Raw genomic sequence first — 2,410 nt, 5'->3', positions numbered from 1 at the left:
TCTTAGTCTTTAGTTTTTCACCACAGATTACACAGATTAATAAAATTATTTTCTCTGTGTCCGTGGTTTGGTTAATAATAAATTGTTCAAATCTGTGTAATCTGTGGTGCACCTTGTCTTACCCTAAAAAACGTAGACACTTTTAGGGTAAGACATATATATGCATAAACTATACCATACAAGTGCATACATGAAAATAGATAGTTGCGCCGCACCGGTCAGGCGTTTTTGAATTTTCACCTCCGCCGATAACCTTATCCTCTTTATATTTGCTCTAATAAATTGATTATCAAATATTTTAACAAGCAAGATTGACCGTATTCTGCAAATAAACAATCATGCACAAAACGAAGTAAACCTACCCACCCCTTTGTCATCCTGTGGTGAGATAGTGTTGATTTGTACAGCTTATGTGGCAGGGCCTTTCCGAAGCGAACGGAGCACGGGAATGGCTACAGGCAGGGCAAAAAGGAACGAACAAAAGTCGGCTGCTGCCTGGCTCATCTCTACGCCTTGCAGACCTAAGAAGTAAGGAAGCAGAAGTATGGCAGGGATAAAGAACAATCCTTGGCGTGCGGAGGCGAGCAATACGGCACGGACGGGCTTGCGGATGGTCTGCAAAAGCATGTTGCAAAGAATGACCCACGTACCGAGAGGCAGAGTAAGGAGTTGCCAGCGCAGGGCTTGTGCGCCGATGGCTATCACTTCGGCATCGTCTTCACGGAACCACGATACGATTTCGGGCGCATAGATGTAGCCTATGATGGAACACAGGGTGAGGAAGACAACACCCACCTTGACGCAAAACCAGAATCCTTCGCGTACACGGGAATAAATGCCTGCCCCATAATTATATCCGCATACAGGTTGGAATCCCTGCCCGAACCCAATGAGAAAGGAATTGATAAACATGCAAATACGGCCTACAATAGACATGCCCGCAATAGCTGCATCGCCGTATCGCCCAGCTGCTACATTAAGCAAAATGGCTGCAAGGCTTGCTAGTCCTTGGCGGCAAAGTGAAGGGCTCCCACCATAAATAATTTCACGGAAATAAGCAAAGCGAGGAGTAAAGTTACGCAAGCGGATACGGATATTTTCTCCACGGCTGTCCATATAAAGCAGGATGAAAAAACTGCACACTTGCCCGCAAAGCGTTGCCCAAGCAGCTCCGGCGATGCCCATGTTGAATACAAAAATCAATAAAGGAGCCAATCCGATATTGAGCACCGTGCCGGCGGTGATGCCTACCATTGCATAAAGGGCATTCCCTTGAAAACGCATTTGGTTATTCAAAACCAGCGAAGATGCCATAAAAGGCGCTCCTAAGAGAATGATTCCTAAGTAAGTTTCGGTATAAGGAAGGATAGTGGGCGTTGAGCCTAGGCCGATGCAGATAGGCGTAAGATATATCAATCCGAATGCCGTAATGAGGCATCCGGCGATGAAAGCACTAAAGAAGCCGGTTGCAGCCATTTTTTCGGCACTTTGATAATCTCGTGCTCCCAAGCGGCGAGAGATAAAGTTGCCCGACCCGTGTCCGAAGAAAAACCCGAAGGCTTGGATAATTGCCATAACAGAGAACGAGATTCCCACGGCTGCGGTGGCTTGTGTATTGATTTTCCCCACAAAATAGGTGTCTATCATTACATAGAGCGAGGTGACCAGCATGCTGATGATGGTGGGTACTGCCAATGAGCCAATGAGCTTATGTACCGGCTCGGTGGTCATCTGCGTATATTTGTCTTTGTGTTCGTGTTTCATAAACGGTTGTGGAATGCTGATGCAAAATTAAAGAATTTTGTTGGATGTTCTTGAAAAAAAGGAAAAAAGATTGGAGCTTTCACAAGAATGCTCGTCACGCAGGATTGCAAATCATAAGTGGTTGAAAGATTTTGTCGGATGCACCTTTTGTATATTCAGAGCTTTGAAAAGGCTCAACGATACGTAACCGCTGGTGAGCGAAGCGAACCTGCGGTCGAGTGTGCACCTTACTTATCGGCTTCGAAGAAGTCGAACAACGCTTAGGTAATTCAATTGGACTTCTTCGAGGCCCTGGCTGAGGGCTTGAATTACCGCAGGTTCGCTTCGCTCACCAGGCGGTTACGCATAATTGGGCGGGTTCACCGCCCTTGGCAAATCTTTCAACCACTTATGATTACAAATCCGGCATGACAAAGGGATAATTAATTTCTTCCGACCACTCATGATTGCAAATCCGGCGTAACAAATTACTTTTATTGTGTGGGGCTTGAATGAGTTAAAAAAGCAACAATCTCATAAAGGAGTGTAAGGAAAAACACACGGCTCTTTCATTTAAGCTTAGATAAAGGCACATAATCCCCCCACCCACTTCTTATTGGAAGCAGGAATTTTGTTGTAATTGATACCCAATATGTTACGAATCCTC

1 protein-coding gene is annotated in these 2,410 nt (G+C 45.3%); it reads right to left on the bottom strand.

The annotated features are described in order from the left end of the window. Nucleotides 1-408: 408 nt before the first annotated feature. On the bottom strand, nt 409-1,764 hold the full coding sequence (locus tag B5F91_RS14670; protein WP_204244709.1) for an MATE family efflux transporter: 1,356 nt from the start codon (nt 1,762-1,764) through the stop codon (nt 409-411). Nucleotides 1,765-2,410: the final 646 nt, after the last annotated feature.

The sequence above is a fragment of the Bacteroides sp. An322 genome (genome assembly GCF_002161765.1).
Classification (GTDB): Bacteria; Bacteroidota; Bacteroidia; order Bacteroidales; family Bacteroidaceae; genus Phocaeicola; species Phocaeicola merdavium.
The sequence above is the reverse complement of the archived record's forward strand: the minus strand, read 5'-3'. Positions and strand labels throughout refer to the sequence as shown.

Coding starts and splice junctions, on each gene's coding strand:
- B5F91_RS14670 (WP_204244709.1), bottom strand. CDS start 1,764: ATGAAACACGAACACAAAGACAAATATACGCAGATGACCACCGAGCCG.